This is a genomic window from Novosphingobium panipatense (assembly GCF_900182875.1).
Taxonomy (GTDB): domain Bacteria; phylum Pseudomonadota; class Alphaproteobacteria; order Sphingomonadales; family Sphingomonadaceae; genus Novosphingobium; species Novosphingobium panipatense.
Map to the genome: position 1 here is coordinate 81,983 of NZ_FXUI01000010.1, position 16,864 is coordinate 98,846.

Sequence of the window (16,864 nt, forward strand, 5' to 3'; positions counted from 1 at the left end):
GCATTGAGCGGATGCACCGACGGGGAACTGTCATGCTTGGAGAGGATAGATGAGCCAGCGCACCCTTCCCGTCCCTTTCCCCCTGAAGCGGCTTGCCGCGCTGGCACCCTCCTTCGCCGCGCTTGCCCTGTCGGCGTGCGTCGCACCCGTGGGCCCGGTGGAAGTCACGCGGTTCCATGCGCCTGACACGACCCGCCTCGGCCGGGGCACCATCCGGGTGGAACCCGCGCCGGGGCAGGCTGACGGCCTCGAATTTCGCACCTATGCCAGCGCCGTGGCGCAGGAGCTGACACGGGTGGGCTATACGGAGCCGCTTCCGGGGCAAGCCGCGGCCGGTCAGGTCGCCCTGCTGACGCTCGAACGCAACCGGTATCAGCCGCAGCGGTCGCGCGGTCCCGTGTCGGTGGGCGTCGGCGGCGCCACCGGCGGGTACGGGTCGGGCGCAGGGCTGGGCATCGGTTTCGATCTTTCCGGTGCCCCCAAGGAGCAGGTCGAAACGCGCGTTTTCGTTTCCATCCGGGATCGCAACGCACCATCCACCGCGACAGCCTTGTGGGAAGGGCGCGCCGCATTCGTGGTGAGGAGCGATTCGCCGCTCGCGCAGGCGCCGCTTGGCGCGGCGAAAGTTGCCGAAGCGTTGTTCAAGGGGTTCCCGGGGCAGTCGGGCGAAACTATTCAGGTGAAATGACCAACATACAGATCAGCGCCGCCTTCGATTCCGGCAACATCGAAGTCGTTTCCGTCGATGGTGCCGAAGCCCATCTCACCATCCGCAGGGATCATCAGTCCGACTTCTTCCAGTGGTTCCACTTCCGCGTGTCGGGCGCGGCTGGGCGCGAACTGACGCTGCGTATCAGCGGTCTCGACGCCTCGGCCTATCCGATGGGCTGGCCAGGTTACGACGCCGTCGTTTCGGAAGACCGGGAGTTCTGGTCCCGCGCCGCCAGCAGCTTCGAGGAAAAGACGGACGCTGGCACCCTCACCATCCGCTACAGGCCGGAAGGCGATCTGGCGTGGTTCGCCTATTTCGCCCCCTATTCGATGGAGCGGCATCACGATCTGGTGGCGAACGTCGCACTCGCCGAAGGCGTCACGCACCGCGCCCTCGGCGTGACTCTTGATGGCCAGCCGATCGACTGCCTTGAGATGGGCACCGGTTCCACGCAGGTATGGCTCTATGGACGCCAGCACCCGGGCGAAACCATGGCCGAATGGTGGATGGAAGGCGCCCTGGAGCTTCTGGCCGACCCCGCCAGTTCGATCGGGCGCGAACTGCGCAAGCGCTGCCGCTTCCACGTCGTGCCGAACGCCAATCCGGACGGCTCCCGCCGGGGGCACCTGCGCACCAACGCCGCAGGCGTGAACCTCAACCGCGAGTGGGCCGAGCCTTCGGCCGAAAGGTCGCCCGAGGTGCTGGCGATCCGCGACGCCATGGACCAGACCGGCTTGGATTTCGCCATGGACGTTCACGGCGACGAAGCCATTCCCGCCGTGTTCCTTGCGGGGTTCGAGGGCATCCCCTCGCTCAAGGACACGCAGCAGGCCGGTTATGCCCGCTACGCCGCGCTGCTTGAGCGACGCACGCCGGATTTTCAGACGAAGCTCGGCTATCCGCTCACCCGGCCCGGCACGGGCAATCTGACCATGTCGACGAACCAGCTGGCCGAGCGCTTCGGCGCGGTAACGATGACGCTGGAGATGCCCTTCAAGGACCACCTCGAGGCCGCCGACCCGCGCCAGGGCTGGAGCCCGGAACGGTCCGCGCAGCTGGGCCGCGATTGCATGGGCGCCCTGCTCGAATGGCTGATCGAACGCGAGACGGCCTGAGCCGGTCTTCGACAAAACACTGAAACGAGGGCCGGCGGATCTGCCGGCTCTCGTTTTGATTCAGGGTCAGAAGGCGGCGCGGCGACGATGATCATCGTTCGACGGGCGGTGCGCCCACTGCGGCTCCGCGAGTTCGCCGTGCGACGCACCCACGATGGACTGCAGCAGGATCCAGCCCTCCGACCATTCGCCGCGCGGCTCATCCGCGATGGGGCAGGTGCCCCAGTCGCGGGCTAGCCGCAGCATGGAGCGCTGCGCTCCGCCGTCGAGATCGCCGACAAGAAACGAGGTGAACGGCAGCGGCTGACGTGGGCAGGCACCGAAGGCGGCGAGGCGCGGATCGGCGCCGGGCAGATCCACGTTGGGAGCATCGACGATCAGCGCGCCCAGCACGGTGCCGTCGTCCGCCTGCTCTTCGTACTCGACCCACCAGGCGAGAGCGAGAGCCGCAATGTCGTCCGTCACGACGACCACGGGTCGACCCGCGCGGTGGATCGCAAGATTGAGCTTGTTCACCCATGTGTTGCGATGCGGCTCATCCCAGAGACCGAGCTCCACCAGCTGGCAATGCTCGCTCAGCTGTGCCCAGCGGTTCATCCAGTGCCCTGACGACAGCGGAGTTCCAGGTACGAGCAGGATCAGCGGCGTCGTGTCGTCGCGGGAAGCGCGAAGGGTAGCCATGGCAATCTCCGTCCATCGTTTGCCGGCACGTGATCTGCACCGGGACGAGGCGAGCTATATCTCAACCTCTGAGATAGACAATTCACCCTGCGACGTTTCGTTCCCGGCAGGCGCCGGCCCGCTCAGGTGAGGTTCGCCGGTCCGAAGGCATGGGGAAGAAGATGCGAAAGGCGCGTCTCGAGCACGACGCCGCCTCCATCGCACCAGATCACCGGGTCCGTTCCGCCAAGCTGCGCGATCTCGTTCAGCACCTGGCGGCAGCGGCCGCAGGGCGTCACCTGCGCGCCCTCGCCCGGCGCGCCCGGAGCCCCGCCGGTCACCGCCACCGCCTCAAGCGCCGGGCGATCGCCCTTCGCAAGGATCGATGCAACGGCAACGGTTTCGGCGCAGAGCGAAAGGCCATAGCTCGCGTTCTCGACGTTGGCGCCGGTCACGATGGTCCCATCGGCGAGCAGCAGCGCCGCGCCCACGTGGAAGTTGGAATAGGGCGCGTAAGCGGAAGCCGCGGCGTTGCGGGCGGCGGCGATGAGGGTGTCCCGGGTGTCAGTCATGGCAGCACGACTACCCAGCGCAGCCCCCCTTGCGCAACCTCGTTGGCGAGCGCGTGGTTGGCCGTCCACATCGTCCATGGCCGCCCGGCGTAGCCGGGTTCGAGACGGTCCTGAACCAGCCACAGATTGCGATCGAGCTTGTGAGCGATGGAATAGCGCGATTGAAACGCCGGCGTCACCTTGAGGATGACGGGCTTGCCGGTATGCGTCTCGACCTGGTTGAGGAAAGTCATCAACTCGCTCTCTACCCGCGCTTCCGACACTTTTACCGGGCAGGCATCCGCCAGCATGTCCAGTTCGACGGCGGGGGGGAGCAACCTGGCATCGCGTGGGACCGTGGTGACGAAGTTGGCGGCCTGCGTTCCGGCGGGCTGGCAGGGATCGTACCGGTGCAAGGCACCCACCTGCATCCCGGCTGCCTTCGCCGCCTCGAAGTTCCGCACGAAGCCGGGATCGCGCGCAAAGGCGCTCGCGCTGGCGTCGATGTAAGCGAAGTCCGCCCCGATCGCCTTCAGCGCGGGCCAGCTCACGTCGCCGTCCACGGCGCCGATCTCCACGCCCTGAAGCGGATAGATGGCGCGTTCCGGCGTCCAGTGCCGCAAGTGCCACCAGCCCCAGGCCCCCGCCACGATGGCGAGAAGCAGCGCCGCCCCGAGCACGCGCCACATCATTCGACCGCCGCCGCTCGCGGCTTTTCCCTTGCGCGCCATCGGTTCGTCAGCCGCGGATGTGCAGGACGCAGATAAGCGTGAACAGGCGGCGCGCCGTGGCATGGTCCGTCTCGACCTTGCCCTTGAGGCGCTCGATCAGCAGTTCGGACGCTTCGTTGTGAATCGCGCGACGGGCCATGTCGATGGTTTCGATCTCCTGGGCGGTCGCCTTGCGAATCGCCTGATAGTAACTCTCGCAGATTGCGAAATATTCCCGGATCGGCCTGCGAAAGCGCCCCAGGCCGAGCACCAGTGTCTCCAGCGGAGCACCCTCCTCGGATGCGATTTCCAGCGAAAGCCGCCCGTCGCGCACCGACAGCCGCAGCCGGTACGGCCCCTTGTGCCCGCCGTTGAACGAGCGCAAAGGTTTGAAGACGTTGTCTTCTATGAGGTCGAAGACGGCAATGCGACGCTCCTGTTCGATGTCGGCGTTGCGCCACAGGATGGTCGCGTCGTCGAGCTCGATATGGGAGAGGCGCGGGTCGGACATGGTCGCTCGGCCTTTACGCGGTAGCGGCATGGCTGGGCAAGTGGCTGACGACGACGCCAAACCCGGCAGCGCGGGCGGCATCCACAAGCTGTGGAATAATATCGCCCCTGGCACCGCTTGCTCCGCGCGCGAGCCCGGAGCATTGTCCCGCGCTTATGGCACAGTCTGCTCTCCTCGCCCGCCCCGAAACCGCGGAAGTCCGCGCCCTGCCCGCCAACGTCGAAGCCGAGGCGGCGTTCCTGGGCGCCGTCCTGATCGACAACCGCGTGATCGAGGAACTGCAGACCCCGCTGACCCCACAGCACTTCTTCGAACCCGTCCACGCCCGCGTCTATGAGCGCATCCTGCAGCTGCTGGACCGCAAGGCGGTGGTGACGCCGGTTACGCTGCGCCCCTATTTCGAGGCGGACGAATCGCTCAAGGCGCTGGGCGGCGTCTCCTATCTCGCCCGCCTCACGGCGGACGGACAGGGCCTGCTTGCCCCGCGTGAACTGGCTGAGCAGATCTACGATCTCGCTCTCCTGCGCGAACTGATCTCGGTCGGCCGCAACCTCGTTGAAAGCGCCATGGACACCTCGGAGTCGGTGGAACCGCTGCAGCAGATCGAGCAGGCCGAGGCGGCGCTCTACAAGGTGGCCGAAGGCGCCGCGACGCAGAACGAGGCACAGAGCTTCGGCGCCGCCACGCGCACTGCCATCCAGGCTATCGAGAAGGCGTTCAATTCGGGCGGCCACATCTCCGGCAAGACCACAGGCCTGACCTCGGTGAACCAGAAGATCGGCGGCCTCCACGATTCCGATCTCATCATCCTTGCCGGTCGCCCCGGCATGGGCAAGACCTCGCTCGTCACCAACATCGCCTTCAACACCGCCCAGCGCTATGTCGACGACACCGTGCGCGACGGCATTCCGCCGGAAAAATCGGTGGGCGCGCCCGTCGCCTTCTTCAGCCTCGAAATGAGCGCCGACCAGCTGGCCACCCGTATCCTTGCCGAGCAGTCGAACATCAGTTCGGAAGCGCTGCGTATGGGCAAGATCAGCCGCGAGGACTTCCAGTCCTTATCCTTCGCGAGCCAGCGTCTTGCCGAACTGCCGCTCTATATCGACGACACGCCGGGCCTGACCATCGCGGCGCTGCGCACCCGCGCACGCCGGCTCAAGCGCCGCCACAACATCGGCCTGGTCATCATCGACTACTTGCAACTGCTGACGGGTTCGGGCCGTGCCACCGACAACCGCGTCAACGAAATCTCGGAGATCTCGCGCGGCCTGAAGACGCTGGCAAAGGAACTGCACGTTCCGGTAATCGCGCTGTCCCAGCTTTCCCGTGCGGTGGAACAGCGCGACGACAAGCGGCCGATGCTCTCCGACCTTCGCGAATCGGGCTCGATCGAGCAGGACGCCGACATGGTCTGGTTCGTTTTCCGCGAGGACTACTACGTCAAGGCGACGGAGCCGAAGTTCCCGAGCGACACCGACGGTCCGGACGTCAAGGACAAGTGGGAAACCTGGCGCGCGCGGATGGAGGAGGTCACCGGCCTTTCCGAACTCATCATCGCCAAGCAGCGTCACGGTGCCACCGGCAAGGTGCGCCTGCGCTTCGAAGCGCGCATCACCAAGTTCTCGGACCTTGCGCCCGATGACATGCGGGCCGCATTCGAAAGCGACTGATCGGGCGGCGTGGCCAGCGGCGAGCTGGCTTCCTAAAGCGCACGCACCATATACCGGGCATCCTCCCCGTAGCTTGCCAGCTTCGCCGTGAGGCTGGCATCGGGGACGACCGGCTCAAAGCCCATCGCGCGCCAGAACGGCACCGAGTCGTTAACCGAGACGAGAGCAAGGCTGCGCCCACCCATCGCCCGCAGCATCGCGGCTGCCTGCTCCACGATGGGCCGGGTGTGCCCCTTGCCGCGCAGGGGATCCTGCAGTGCGAGATCGTGGAGATAAAACGCCTCGCGCTGGTCCGGCAGCCCGCCCAGGGCGGAATTGAGCGGCGGCACGGCGCCAGCAGGCCAGGGATAGACGATGAGATAACCGCGCACCTCCTCACCCGAGGCGAGCACGAAGCAGCCTTGCGGGAACAGCGCCAGCCGTTCCTCGAAGCAGCCCTGCGCCTCGAAGTGATCCGGGAAGCAGGCCGCCGCCGTTGCCACCACGCCGGGAATGTCGGCAGGCTCCATCGCTCTCCATGCAAGACCGCTCATGTCACAGGCTCGCCCGCCAGTTCGCCAGTCGCGCGACCGCCTCGTCCACGACGGCATCCGGCTTGGTGAAGCAGACCCGCACGAGGTGAGTCGGCGCCCCTTCGCCTTCGAAGAGGGCGCTGACGGGCACGGTCGCCACGCCTCCTTCGCGCACCGCCCGTTCGCTGAAGGTCCGGTCATCCAGCTCGATGCCGGATGCAGCGAGATCGATGCACAGGAACCAGGTGGCCGCATTCGGGAGAACGGCAAACCCTGCGCCCTCCAGTCCCTTCCCTAGCCGTTGTCGCGAGGCCGCCCACGCGGCGTGGAGTTCGTCCAGCACGTCGGTCATGCCCAGCCCGGCGGCCACGGCCCATTGCAGCGGCACCGGCGTCGTGAAAGTCAGGAACTGGTGAACCCGGCCAAGCGCCACGGCGAGGTCCCCCCGGGCCACCATCCAGCCGATCTTCCAGCCGGTGAGGCCGAAGATCTTGCCTGCGGAGCCGATCTTCACGCAGCGCTCGGCCATGCCCTGCATGTCCATGAGCGAGCGGTGCCGCTGGCCGTCGAAGCGCACCTGCTCCCAGACCTCGTCGCAGATCGCCACGAGATCGTGGGCCATGCAGATCCGCGCGATGGTCCCCAGCTCCTCGGCACTCGCCACGGTTCCGGAGGGATTGAGCGGATCGTTCAGCACCAGAAGCCGCGTCCGGGGTGTCACCGCCGCCTCGATCGCAGTGGCTTCGTATTGGAACCCGGGAGCCTTCAGCGGCACGGAGACAGGGGTTCCCCCGGCACGCCGCACCAGCGGGGCGTAAGCGTCGTAGGCCGGCTGGAAGAGGATCACCTCGTCTCCCGGCTGGACGAGGCCGAAGATCGCGCACGCCAGCGCCTCCGTCGCACCGGATGTCACCACCACGTCGGCCGGCTCAAGGTCGAGCCCCTGCTGCGCCGTGTAGAAGTCGGCGATGGCAGCGCGCAGTTCCGGCAACCCGCCGCTGGGCGGGTATTGGTTGGAGCGTTCCACAAGCGCATCCTGCGCCGCCTTCAGCAGAGGAGGCGGCGCAGGGCCGTCCGGAAATCCCTGCCCGAGGTTCACGGCCCCGAGCTCCCGTGCCAGCGCGGACATCCGCTCAAACACGGTCGTGCCCATCTCGGCGTATAGGGGATGGATCCGGCTTCGGCTCTTCATTGCGGCAGTGTACTCCCTTGGCGCAGGCACGCGGGCGCTTCCTTGCGCGCTTAACGCGCGGTTTCGCGATTTGCACGGCCCTCGGCGCCGTCTGTCGAGAACGCGGCGGCGCCCGGTCCTATCCCGGACCTCTGCCCGATGCTTTGCCGGGAAGAGGAAATGCACGCATGTCCTACGAATTGAACCGCAGGCTGGCCGCTCGCCGCGATCCCCTCCCGACGTCCGCGACGGTCGATCCGGTCACGGCCGACATCATCCGCGGCGCGTTCGAGACGGTCTGCTTCGAGAGCGCCACGTATCTTGGACGCGCGGCCTCCTCGCCCATCATCAACCAGTCGAACGAGCGCAACGCCGCCATCGTCGATGCCCACGGCCGGCTCGCGATGGGCGCAGTGGGCACGCCGCACCTCACCTTCGTCAACCAGATGGAGACGCGCTGGGGCTTGATAAATCAGGAACGGTACGATTGGGGCCCGGGCGACGTCTTCCTGGCCAACGACCCGGACCATGGCGGCGGCCACCTTCCGGACTACTGCGTCTATGGCCCGGTCTACGACGACAAGGGCGAACTCATCTGCATCCAGACTCTGCAGGCGCATCAGGGCGATACCGGCGGCAAGGATCCCGGCGGCTTCTCGCTCGACGCGACGGACGTGTTCACCGAAGGCGTGATCTACCCCTGCCTGAAGCTGGTCCACCGGGGCGAACTGCGGCGGGACGTGTTCGACACGGTGGTGCGCAACAATCGCTTCGCCACATTCGCGGGCGACATCGCGGCAATGATCGGCGGTGTGCAGCACGCGGTCCGGATGCTGGAGACCCTCATCGCCGGGTGGGGCGCGGACGTGATCAAGGCGGCCATCAACCAGTCCATCGAACACACCGAGCGGCGCGTGCGCGAGGAAGTAGCACGCTGGCCGGACGGCACGCACGCGGCCACGGTCTTCATCGACCATGACACGGCCGGAACCAAGGACATCAAGGTCCACGTCACCTGCACCATCGCCGGGGATCAGTTGACGGTGGACCTCACCGGCACGGACGACCGGCCGGAACTGGTGGGCGTCTGGAACACCTTCGCCAACACACGCAGCTATGTCATGTGCCAGGTGGTGGCCGCCATGGACCCGACGATCGTCAAGAACGAGGGCTACTTTAACGCGGTCGACATTGTCGTGCCGGAGGGCTGCATCGCCCAGCCCCCGCCGAACAAGCCCGCCGCCCTCGGCTCGTTTCATCCGGCCTGCGAGATCACGGAAGCGGTCTGCATCGCGCTCTCCAACGTCGCGCCGGAACGCGCGCAGCCGCAGCTCTACAAGATCGGTATGCCCAACATGGTCGTGGGCTTCGACGACAACGGCATGATGTGGATGGATCAGGGTGTCGATTGCCGGTCGATGGACGTTTCCGCCGTCCAGGGCCTCGACGGGTGGGGTTCGTGCCCCAACGCGCTCGGCAGCCTGATCCTGTCCGAAGCCGAGGACGCGGAAAGCCGCTTCCCCATCCTCAACATCAGCCGTGAGATGACAACGGACGGCGGCGGCGCGGGGCAATGGCGCGGCGCGCCGGGATCGCTCAACGTGAAGCAGGTACTGAAGCCCACTTCGGCGATGGCCTGGATGGTTTCGGCGGATCACCCCCTCAGCGGCATGTGCGGCGGGGATAACGCCATTCCCTACAGCAACCGCTTCGAAGTGGGTTCACCAAACGAGCGACAGATTGCGCACACCGCGCAGGATCTGCTGCCGGAAGGTGCGGTGATCGCCTACCAGCACGGCGGTGGCGCGGGCTTCGGACCGCCCCTGCAACGCGATCCCGAAGCGGTGAAGGAGGACGTGCTCGACGAGTACGTCAGCCTCACCGCCGCTCGCGGGAAGTACGGGGTCGTGCTCACGGGCAGCCTCCAAGACTATTCGCTGGAGGTGGACCACGCGGCGACCCAGGCGCTGCGGGCGCGGATGAGCGCAACTCTGGAAGCCGCCGAATAAGGCATTGGAACAGGACGGCCGCTCGCGAGAAGCGGGGCCACAGGGGGAGCCCGCGCGCGCCAGCCGCCGCGGGAGAAAAGGCGGGACATGAATTATCGCGTCGGCATCGACATCGGCGGCACCTTCACCGACTTCGCGCTCCTGAAAGATGACGAGGTCATCCTTCACAAGAATCTCTCCACCCCCGAGGATCGCTCGCTGGGCGTGATGCAGGGGCTTGGCGCCCTCGCCGCCAAGGAAGGCCTTTCCCTGCAGGAATTCCTCTCGCGCTGCGAGGCGATCGTCCATGGGACGACGGTGGCCGACAACACCCTGATCGAGATGAACGGAGCGGTCACCGGCCTTGTCACGACCGAAGGCTTCCGCGACGAGATCGAGTACCGGCGCGGGTTCAAGGAGGACATCTGGGACGTTCGCCTTGAACCGCCCAGGCCGATCGCGCCGCGCCGCCGCCGCCTTACCGTGCCTGAGCGCGTCCTGCATGACGGCACCGTTCACAAGTCTCTCGACGAAGACGCCCTGCGCGAAGCCTGCCGCAAGCTGCGTCTGCAGAACGTCGAGGCGGTGGCGATCAGCTTCCTGTTCTCCTTCGTGAACCCCGCGCACGAACGCCGCGCGCGCGAGATCGTGCAGCAGGAAATCCAGAACGCCTACGTCTGCGCCAGCCATGAAGTGCTGCCCCGCGCCCCGGAATACGACCGCACTTCGACCACGGTGGTCAACGCCTATGTAGGGCCGCGCGTCACCGGCTATCTCGAGAAGCTGGTGCAGCGCCTCGTCGAAGGTGGGTACGAACGGCAGCTCATGGTCATGCAGGCGTCAGGCGGTGTGATGACCAAGGCATACATCGACGGCGCACCGGTCCGGGTTCTCGCCTCAGGGCCGGCCGGCGGCGTTATCGGCTCGGCCCATTGCGGCACAGCCAAGGGGTGTCCGGACCTGCTCTGCGTCGATATGGGCGGGACCAGCTACGACATGTCGCTGGTGATAGACGGGCAGGCGCCAGCGGAAGCGGGCTGGAACATGCATCACCGCTATCTGGTCGGTGTTCCGATGGTAAAGGTGGAGACGCTGGGTGCGGGCGGCGGCTCGATCTGCCACGTCCATGGCGGCGCCTTGCAAGTCGGGCCGCGCTCGGCAGGGTCGGATCCGGGACCCATCTGCTACGGTCGCGGCGGGACCGAGCCGACCGTGACCGATGCCCTCGTCATGCTGGGTCTTCTCTCGACGGATGAAGGTTTTGCAGGCGGAAGTTTCACCCTCTCCCGCGATGGCGTGGCGGAAGCCTTCCAGGCCATCGCCGAGGAGATGGGCCACGGCGACCCGGAGCAGGCCGCCTTCGACTGCTGGCGCGTGGTGAACGCCAACATGAGCCAGGGCGTGCGGCGCACCACGGCGGGCAAGGGAATCGATCCCAGGAACCTGGTAATGCTGGCCTATGGCGGCAACGGCCCCGCTTTCGCCGCCATACAGGCGGAAGACCTCGGCATTACCCGGGTTCTGGTGCCCCGAGCCTCGCCCACGTTCTCGGCCCTCGGCACTCTCGTCGCCAATCCCACCATCGATGAGGAGCGATCGTACATCGCCTCGGCGGGCGCCCTCGATGTGGAACGCATCAGAACGCTTTGGACGGAACTGTCGGACCGGGCCCGCCGGTATTTCGAGGGTGCCGGCTTCGTGCCGGGGGACGTGCGGGCGAACTATCAGCTCAACATGCGCTACCCGGGGCAGAACTTCTCGCTTTCGTTCGATTTCGCCGCGGACGCGCCGCTCGGTGATCTGTCGTTCATCCAGAAGGATTTCGCCGAGCGCGCGGTGGCGTTGTTCAACGCGCGCCACATGGCGGAGTATGCCCATGTGCGCGAACACGAGGTGCCGGAAATTTCCGGGGTCCGCCTCGCCGCCCATGTGGTCACCCCCTCACCCAAGGCATCCGGCGGCTTCGTGTCGAGCGGCGTTGCGCCTGTTCCGGCCAAGGAACGGCGCGCCAACCTCGGGAGGGGATTCGGTCAGGTGCCGGTCCATATCGGCCGCGACCTTGCTCCGGGGATGGAGGTGACGAGCCCGGCCATCATCGAGGAAACGTTCACCACCATCGTCGTCTACCCCGGATGGAAAGCCCAGATCGATAGGGCGGGAGACTACCAGCTCGTGCGCAGTTGAGCCAATCAATCAACCGCTTGCGACGGCGACCCACCGTCACGCGGTAAAAGGATCGTCCGTGATGGTCACGCCAGCTTGAGATTCCCCTCCATGCGCCTACATTGGGGTGCGAAAGGACGGTTTCCCGCACAATGAACGACGACCAGCCCAACGGCAATCCCTGGGTAAAGAGCCTGCTCGTATGGGGCGGAATCTTCTTCGCGCTCCTGATCGTGGTGTCGATGTTCGGATCGCGCGCCACGACCGGCCCGGCGATTCCCTATTCCGACTTCCGCAGCAAGGTCGCCGAAGGCAGCGTTGCCGCCGTCGAGATTTCCGAGGACCGGATCGACGGCAAGCTCAAGAACGGCGAGAGCTTCAGCACCGTGCCCGTTCCCGGCGACACCACGCTGACCGACCTGCTTCAGCGCAACGACGTCAAGTATTCCGGCAAGGAGGCCGAACAGGGCAGCCTGCTGCTTTACATCCTGGCACAGACCCTGCCATTCCTGCTGATCGTCGGCATCGCCTTCTTCGCGCTGCGCCAGGTCCAGAAGGGCGGCGGCTCGGGCGCGATGGGCTTCGGCAAGTCCAAAGCCAAGATGCTGACCGAGCGTTCCGGCCGCGTCACATTCGATGACGTCGCCGGCATCGACGAGGCGCGTGAAGAGCTGGAGGAAATCGTCGAGTTCCTGCGCGATCCCAGCCGCTTCTCCAAGCTGGGCGGCCAGATTCCCAAGGGTGCGCTGCTGGTCGGTTCGCCGGGCACCGGCAAGACGCTGCTCGCCCGCGCGATCGCGGGTGAGGCGGGCGTGCCGTTCTTCACGATCTCGGGTTCCGACTTCGTCGAAATGTTCGTCGGCGTCGGCGCCAGCCGCGTGCGCGACATGTTCGAACAGGCCAAGAAGAACGCGCCATGCATCGTCTTCATCGACGAAATCGACGCGGTGGGTCGTCACCGCGGCCACGGTCTTGGCAATTCAAACGATGAGCGCGAGCAGACGCTGAACCAGCTCCTGGTGGAGATGGACGGCTTCGAGGCGAACGAAGGCATCATCATCATTGCGGCGACGAACCGCCCCGACGTGCTCGACCCCGCATTGCTGCGCCCCGGCCGCTTCGACCGTCAAGTCGTGGTCCCCGTGCCCGACATCGAGGGCCGCGAGAAGATCCTTGCTGTCCACATGAAGAAGGTGCCGCTGGCGCCTGACGTGAACCCGCGTGTCATCGCACGCGGCACCCCGGGCTTCTCGGGCGCGGACCTTGCCAACCTTGTGAACGAGGCGGCCCTGCTTGCCGCACGGCGCAACAAGCGCCTCGTCGCCATGCAGGAGTTCGAGGACGCCAAGGACAAGGTCATGATGGGCGCGGAACGCCGCTCCATGGTCATGACCGAGGATGAGAAGAAGATGACCGCCTATCACGAGGCCGGTCACGCGATCGTCTCGCTGAACGAATCGGCTTCGGACCCGATCCACAAGGCCACCATCATCCCGCGCGGCCGCGCGCTGGGCATGGTCATGCGCCTGCCGGAGCGTGACAGCTATTCGTACCACCGCGACAAGATGCTTGCGAACCTCTCGGTCGCGATGGGCGGCCGCGTGGCGGAAGAGATCATCTTCGGCTACGACAAGGTGTCCAGCGGCGCATCCTCGGACATCCAGTACGCCACCAGCCTGGCCCGTTCGATGGTCACCAAGTGGGGCATGTCCGACAAGCTCGGCCCGCTGCAGTACGAGGACACCCAGGAAGGGTATCTCGGCATGGGCGGCACCCAGCGCACGATGGCGTCGGACGAGACCAACCGCCTGATCGACAGCGAAATCCGCCTGCTGGTGGACAATGCGCATGCCCGCGCCACGCAGATCCTGCAGGACCAGAACGAAGCCCTGCACACCCTGGCTCAGGCCATGCTGGAGTACGAGACGCTTTCGGGCGACGAGATCAAGCAGCTGCTCGAAAGCGGCCGCATCGACCGTCCGTCTGAACCGCGCGGTTCGGCGACGCCCCGTCCGCTATCCGGTTCGGCGATCCCCAAAGCCGGAAAGCGCCTCTCCGGCGGCGCCGCACCGCAGGGCGCCTGAAGCCACGACCTTAGAGTTCTCCCCTGGGAGAATGCAGGAGGGGGCGTTGGACGCAAGTCTGACGCCCCTTTTGCATGCCCACTCGAGAGCACCGCCCGCCGCAGAGCGGGCACTCCACCTCAGAAGCTGGTCTGGGCCATGATGAGGACGAAGAACAAGGCCAGCGCGGTTGCGGCAAAGCCGATCAAGAGGAACGTGCGCCAGACTGCGCCCCTGCGGCTCAACGCGTAAGCCCCCCGCAACTGACGATACATATGGACGGGAGGCACGAAGAACAAAAACGGCGCCACGCTCCCTGCTCCCACCGCACCAAGGACCATCGCAAGGATGACGATCATCGTCATGAAGCAAAGCGAATAAGTTACGAAGACTGTGTGATCGTACAAGTGGAAGCGGCCGCTGAAAGGAAACAGCAGCCAGAGGAAAGGGACGGAGATCGGTATCAGCGCCCAGCTGTACTTGTAGGCATAAGTCTGGATCTTGTAGATCGCGAGATCGGGGTTGGCGCGGAATTTCTGAACCGCCTTCGTCAGTCGGGGGAACCGCGTACCGTTGATCTGAACGTCGACGTTCTCGCCCTGCGCTGCGCGGATCGCCGCAAGCGCATCGCGGTGCTCCCCTATCTCCTCATCCAGCTCCTGCGTCGTCTGGCCCTTGCTCGCGGCCAGCTTGCGGCGGTCCTGTAGCCGCGCAAGTTCCCCTTCCAGCTCATCGACCTGCCGGGAAAGCGCCCGGTCGTCACTGCGCACATCAGCCGGCCTCTCCCCACCCTGCGTGCTGTGGAAGACGGCGAACATGAGAAAGACGCTGAACAGGAAGAGCGCGATCGGCGACACGAAGCTCGCACGCCGCCCCTCGACGTACTGGCGCGTCAGTTCGCCGGGCTTCCAGGCAAGAAGCGGAAGAGTCCGCCAGGTCTTGCCTTCGAAATGAAAGACGCCGTGCAGCAGGTCGTGGAAGAACGCGCCCAGTGTGCGGTGGACATGCGCGGCCTGCCCGCAGGCATGGCAATGCGTACCGACGAGGGCAGTGCCGCAATTCAGGCACGCGCTTTCGTGCGTGTGCCCGTCCTGCACGAGCCTCTGCTCCTTCTCCAGCGCGGAAGCGGTCAGCACCCCCTGCCCCAGATCCGCTACACCCTCGCCGATCCCACTCATTTCGTCCCCCTCGAATGGGGCGTGAAACTAGGGCGACATTGTTGCTGGCGCAATGAAAAGGCATCGTGTCGTCACCGGCCCCGTCGGAAGGCTGAACCGCTACGGTGCCGGGACGCAGAAAAGGGGCTCATCCCAAAGGACGGCCCCCATCCGTTATCACGAGAAACGAAGCGCCGGCGGACCGGCGCCCGGCATCAACCGTCGTAGTCGCCACCCAGCGAGGTGTTGCGGGTCGGAGCGGACGCAGTGATGCGCAGCGCTTCGGCCGACTGGCTGAGCGAACCGATCTCGTCCATCTCGTCGTCGTCGTCCGGCAGGACGCGCTGCATCGACGTGACGAGCGTTTCCTTGAGGTTCGCGGGAACGACGGTCTGTTCCGCGATTTCGCGCAGGGCGACGACCGGGTTCTTGTCACGGTCGCGATCGACGGTCAGTTCCGCGCCGCCCGAAATCTCACGTGCGCGCTGCGCCGCGAGGAGGACGAGGTCGAAGCGGTTGGGGATCTTGTCGACGCAATCTTCGACAGTAACGCGCGCCATGGGCACTCCCGGATTAGAATCTGTGGGATCGGAAAAGGCGCCAAGTAGAGCGGCAGGCCGTGAAAGTCAAGGAAACCGGCACTCGCTTCTAGCGCACCCGGCCGCTGCCGATGCCTCGGCCGTCAGCCGGCGGCAAGCCGGACCGGCTTCTCCATTTCAAGCCGGTTGCGCCCTTTGGCGCGCGCGACGAACAGCGCCATTTCGGCCCGGCCCATCGTCGAATCGAGGCTGGTGGCGATTCGCGCCACGCTGGCGCTGGCCGTCACCGCGAAGGTGCCCTCGCCCACGGTCTGCTTGAGGTCCGCCAGCGTCGTCACCACGCGGCGGCAGATGCCCTCCGCCTCAACGGGTGTCACGCGCGGTAGGATCACGGCAAATCGTTCGGAGCCAATGCGCGAAATGAGATCATCGGTGCGCAGCAGTTCGCGCAGGAGATCCCCGAAGACCGTGAGGACCTCATCGCCCGCACTCTGCCCGTACTGCATGTTGATCGTACGGAAGAAATCGATACTGAACAGCGCCAGGCAGCCGTCCATGCCCGCGTCAAGCATGTGCCTGAGCATCGAGACGAAGGCCGCGCGGTTCGTCAGGCCGGTGAGTGCATCGGTGTACGTCGCGGTGAACAGGCGTTCGCTCAGGGAGCGCAGTTCATCCACGCTACGCATGACCCCCAGCACGCCATAGGGCGCCCCGTCCGCCCGCAGCAGGGCGCGCAGGCGCAATTCGAACCAGCGTTTGCGGCTGTCCTCTGCAAGAGCGGGGAATTCGAACCAGTCCACATCGTCACCGGCGAGGGCGCGGGCGTGTGCCTTGGCGACCTGCTGCCGCGCCTCGGGCGCCACGAGGTCGAGGAGCAGGCGCTGCGGCGCAAGGCCTTCTCCGCCCGCAGCGTCACTCGCTTTGTGGCCGAGGCGCTCCATGCCGGGGCTCGCATGAACGATCGCGCCGTCCGGATCGGTCTTGAAGATGATGTCTGTCGAACTCTCGGCCAGCATCCCATAAAGTACGGAGCTTTCCTGGAATGTGAAGTTCATGCCCATGCCGGCCGTGCCTCGGTTCTTCGATCATACCGATCGGCCACAACGGCCTCCCACCAATCGATTCTGCTCTCGGCGCCAGCAGTAAAGCACTTCCCAGACAAAGTTAACAATCTTAACCATGAATAGGATGAAATCGGACTGAAGACCAAGTGCGTTAGCTAACGAACTTTACTTAGTCGTAAAATTGTCCATTTTTTACCAACCGTTACCGCAAGTTCATAATGATAGAACTTTGACCGGAGGGATTGGTTTCTGGATTGCTGCCGTTCGAGCGCAACGAA

At 65.7% G+C, this 16,864-nt stretch carries 15 protein-coding genes; 6 read left to right on the forward strand and 9 right to left on the reverse strand.

The features are described from left to right. Window positions 1–49: 49 nt before the first annotated feature. Together QOL62_RS14480 and QOL62_RS14485 are read left to right on the forward strand one after the other, a co-directional pair. Entirely contained in the window at window positions 50–688 is a 639-nt protein-coding gene (locus QOL62_RS14480; protein ID WP_283406779.1) for a DUF4136 domain-containing protein, read from the forward strand. Then, on the forward strand, window positions 685–1,827 hold the full coding sequence (locus tag QOL62_RS14485) for a M14 family metallopeptidase (protein WP_283406780.1): 1,143 nt from the start codon (window positions 685–687) through the stop codon (window positions 1,825–1,827). Before QOL62_RS14480 ends, QOL62_RS14485 begins: the two co-directional genes overlap by 4 nt. A 66-nt stretch (window positions 1,828–1,893) precedes the next feature. On the opposite strand, the gene QOL62_RS14490 is transcribed toward QOL62_RS14485, so the two are convergent. From QOL62_RS14490 to QOL62_RS14505, 4 genes are all read right to left on the reverse strand, one after another. Further along, complete coding sequence (locus tag QOL62_RS14490; protein ID WP_283406781.1) at window positions 1,894–2,508, reverse strand: RBBP9/YdeN family alpha/beta hydrolase; 615 nt, start codon at window positions 2,506–2,508, stop codon at window positions 1,894–1,896. 122 nt (window positions 2,509–2,630) lie between these two features. Beyond that, window positions 2,631–3,059, reverse strand: a complete 429-nt coding sequence (locus QOL62_RS14495; protein ID WP_283406782.1) for a cytidine deaminase — start codon at window positions 3,057–3,059, stop codon at window positions 2,631–2,633. Continuing rightward, a complete protein-coding gene (locus tag QOL62_RS14500) occupies window positions 3,056–3,769 on the reverse strand; it encodes a glycoside hydrolase family 25 protein (protein WP_103730073.1) in 714 nt (237 codons plus the stop codon). The genes QOL62_RS14495 and QOL62_RS14500 overlap by 4 nt, the downstream gene beginning before the upstream one ends. Window positions 3,770–3,776: 7 nt before the next feature. Continuing rightward, window positions 3,777–4,259: a UPF0262 family protein gene (locus QOL62_RS14505; protein WP_103730072.1), complete on the reverse strand. Its 483-nt coding sequence runs from the start codon at window positions 4,257–4,259 to the stop codon at window positions 3,777–3,779. Between the two features lie 155 nt (window positions 4,260–4,414). On the opposite strand from QOL62_RS14505, the gene QOL62_RS14510 reads away from it, so the two are divergent. Next, the gene (locus QOL62_RS14510) at window positions 4,415–5,929 is read left to right on the forward strand and encodes a replicative DNA helicase (protein ID WP_103730071.1); all 1,515 of its coding nucleotides are present in this window, start codon (window positions 4,415–4,417) and stop codon (window positions 5,927–5,929) included. A 32-nt stretch (window positions 5,930–5,961) separates the two neighbouring features. On the opposite strand, the gene QOL62_RS14515 is transcribed toward QOL62_RS14510, so the two are convergent. Beyond that, window positions 5,962–6,462 carry a GNAT family N-acetyltransferase gene (locus tag QOL62_RS14515; protein WP_283406783.1) on the reverse strand — a complete coding sequence of 167 codons (501 nt, stop codon included), beginning with the start codon at window positions 6,460–6,462 and terminating at the stop codon, window positions 5,962–5,964. 1 nt (window position 6,463) lies between these two features. Then, entirely contained in the window at window positions 6,464–7,633 is a 1,170-nt protein-coding gene (locus QOL62_RS14520) for an aminotransferase (protein WP_283406795.1), read from the reverse strand. 167 nt (window positions 7,634–7,800) lie between these two features. Here QOL62_RS14520 and QOL62_RS14525 point away from each other — a divergent pair, with 167 nt between their 5' ends. From QOL62_RS14525 to ftsH, 3 genes are all read left to right on the forward strand, one after another. Then, the gene (locus tag QOL62_RS14525; protein WP_283406784.1) at window positions 7,801–9,621 is read left to right on the forward strand and encodes a hydantoinase B/oxoprolinase family protein; all 1,821 of its coding nucleotides are present in this window, start codon (window positions 7,801–7,803) and stop codon (window positions 9,619–9,621) included. Window positions 9,622–9,708: 87 nt separating this feature from the next. Beyond that, window positions 9,709–11,784 (forward strand): hydantoinase/oxoprolinase family protein, encoded by a 2,076-nt coding sequence (locus tag QOL62_RS14530; protein WP_283406785.1) that lies wholly within the window; start codon window positions 9,709–9,711, stop codon window positions 11,782–11,784. A gap of 131 nt (window positions 11,785–11,915) precedes the next feature. Continuing rightward, entirely contained in the window at window positions 11,916–13,847 is a 1,932-nt protein-coding gene (gene ftsH / locus QOL62_RS14535; protein ID WP_103730067.1) for an ATP-dependent zinc metalloprotease FtsH, read from the forward strand. Window positions 13,848–13,966: 119 nt separating this feature from the next. On the opposite strand, the gene QOL62_RS14540 is transcribed toward ftsH, so the two are convergent. The 3 genes from QOL62_RS14540 to QOL62_RS14550 form a co-directional block, all read right to left on the reverse strand. Next, the gene (locus tag QOL62_RS14540) at window positions 13,967–15,004 is read right to left on the reverse strand and encodes a DUF3667 domain-containing protein (RefSeq protein WP_283406786.1); all 1,038 of its coding nucleotides are present in this window, start codon (window positions 15,002–15,004) and stop codon (window positions 13,967–13,969) included. A 194-nt stretch (window positions 15,005–15,198) separates the two neighbouring features. Then, window positions 15,199–15,543: a DNA-directed RNA polymerase subunit omega gene (gene rpoZ, locus QOL62_RS14545; RefSeq protein WP_103730065.1), complete on the reverse strand. Its 345-nt coding sequence runs from the start codon at window positions 15,541–15,543 to the stop codon at window positions 15,199–15,201. 122 nt (window positions 15,544–15,665) lie between these two features. Beyond that, on the reverse strand, window positions 15,666–16,577 hold the full coding sequence (locus QOL62_RS14550; protein ID WP_233204060.1) for a sensor domain-containing diguanylate cyclase: 912 nt from the start codon (window positions 16,575–16,577) through the stop codon (window positions 15,666–15,668). Between the last annotated feature and the right edge of the window lie 287 nt (window positions 16,578–16,864).